Origin of the sequence: Sulfitobacter pacificus (assembly GCF_030159975.1) — a bacterium.
Taxonomy (GTDB): Bacteria; Pseudomonadota; Alphaproteobacteria; order Rhodobacterales; family Rhodobacteraceae; genus Sulfitobacter; species Sulfitobacter pacificus.
In genome coordinates, this window is the sequence record NZ_BSNL01000010.1 from 1 (window position 1) to 1,840 (window position 1,840).

2 protein-coding genes are annotated in these 1,840 nt (G+C 54.6%); both read right to left on the bottom strand.

The features are described 5' to 3' along the window. Positions 1 to 125: 125 nt before the first annotated feature. Positions 126 to 395 carry a hypothetical protein gene (locus QQL78_RS20050; RefSeq protein WP_284376475.1) on the bottom strand — a complete coding sequence of 90 codons (270 nt, stop codon included), beginning with the start codon at positions 393 to 395 and terminating at the stop codon, positions 126 to 128. Positions 396 to 399: 4 nt separating this feature from the next. Then, a complete protein-coding gene (locus QQL78_RS20055) occupies positions 400 to 1,758 on the bottom strand; it encodes an ISNCY family transposase (RefSeq protein ID WP_284376477.1) in 1,359 nt (452 codons plus the stop codon). Positions 1,759 to 1,840: the final 82 nt, after the last annotated feature.

The following is a 1,840-nucleotide window of genomic DNA, read 5'->3' on the forward strand; positions in this document are numbered from 1 at the left end:
TGTAAATGCCATTCAGAAATGTCACTGGTTGCGCAAAGCAGGGATGTCACCACGAGCGCTGACGGTAGCAAGGCTTGGCAGCCCGGAGACGTCAAATATCGCAGGGTTGGTAAGCCTTGCGGGGATCATTGGAACAGCTGACGTTTTTCTTTTTTGGTGAGGAACGCGGCCAAGCCTTCTTCTGTCACAGTCTTCTCGAACTGCTGCCATGCAAGACCATCAGCTAGGAACGGGTCGTCGAAGACGGTAGATGTGCCGAACTCATTGATGACTTCCAGAATCCAGCCAGGATCGACGTCGCTCTTGTAGATGTCGACAGTCAAGAGGTGCCCGTCGACCTCGACGTCGGCACACAGATAGGACATGATGATCTCTGGTTCTTCTTCGGCATTCATAGTGTCAATTCTGGGTCAATTTTGCCGCCTGTACAATCGACTTTTGGGTGCGTGATCCGGAGGGCCGACCGGGACGTCTACCGTTTGACTTATAGCCCATCTTCTCAGAATTTGTCCGAACTGGATATTTTGGCGGTGCCTTATCTTGCATCTCTTTGATGTGTTGGAGAACGGCACCAAGGCGCTTGTTGTCGGTGATGGCGGCATGAGTGACCCGTTGATCCATGTCGAAGATTTTGTAGGGCAGGGAGCGCCCCTTTGAGCGCACCTCAAACCGGCCATCCACGAAGGCGTAGGTGTCGACGTATTTACCCACAAGGCCGCGCGTCACATCGTTTTCTTCCAGCATAATCCGCTTGCGGTCATAGGAAAACGCCAGCTGCTTGCCGACGTAGCGTGTATCGCGCCAACACAGCACATCATCAAGCCGATCTGGTTCCACATTGAGGGCGCGGTGCAGGTTGTCAGGCTTGGCTGGGGCTTTGGCAAACTGTGCGTTAAAGCGTTCTTTAAAGCCTTGCAAATAGACGTTTCCAGCCTCCATGTCTGAGATACCTGCCAATCGCAGTTCCTTCACCAGTCGATCTTGCAACGTCCGGTTTGCGCGCTCAACGCGACCCTTGGCCTGGCTACTGTTGGCGCACAGAATCTCAACGTTCAACTGATTCAAAGCACGTCCAAACTGGGTCATACCCGCGCCGCCTTTGGCGTCTTCCTTGGCCACGCGGAACACTGTGTGTTTGTCGCTGTAGAACGCGACGGGACGGCCATGTTCGAGCAGATAGCTTTCCAGTGCCTCGAAGTAGCTGAACGTGCTCTCGGATTTGACGAACCGCAATTCCATCAAGGTGCTGGTGGCGTCATCAATGAAAACGAGCAGGGTGCAGGGTCCAGCGCGATCCTCAAACCAACGATGATCCGAGCCGTCGATCTGGATCAACTCGCCAAAACATTCCCGACGCAAACGTGGCTGGTGAAATGTTCGACGTTGCTTGCGCGAAAGCCAAATGCCGTCCTCGACCATCCACTTGCGCAGCGTCTCGCGAGAGACTTTGAACCCATGATGCGCGGCCAACATCTCAGCCGCCAGTGTCGGGCCAAAATCTAGAAACTGTTCTTTGATAAGGCTCAGAGCATAGTCGCGCTTCGCGGCGTGGATTTGGTTGTTCGGCGCGCGCCCACGAGACTTGTGCCGGATCGCCGAAGCGCCATCCTGACGATACCGTTTCAACAGCCGAAATATCTGCCGTCGTGTCAGGTCCAGCATGTTCGCTGCGTTGTCGACGCTCAGCCGGCCATCATCGACCTGTGCCAAAACTTCCACACGGTTCAACTCGCGCTCGCTCATCATCACCCATCCCATGTCCACTCATCCTCACATCGTTTTGCGAGGAGAGTGACACTTCTGCTTTGCTCGAGAGTGACGTTATCGCTTTGCGCGTACA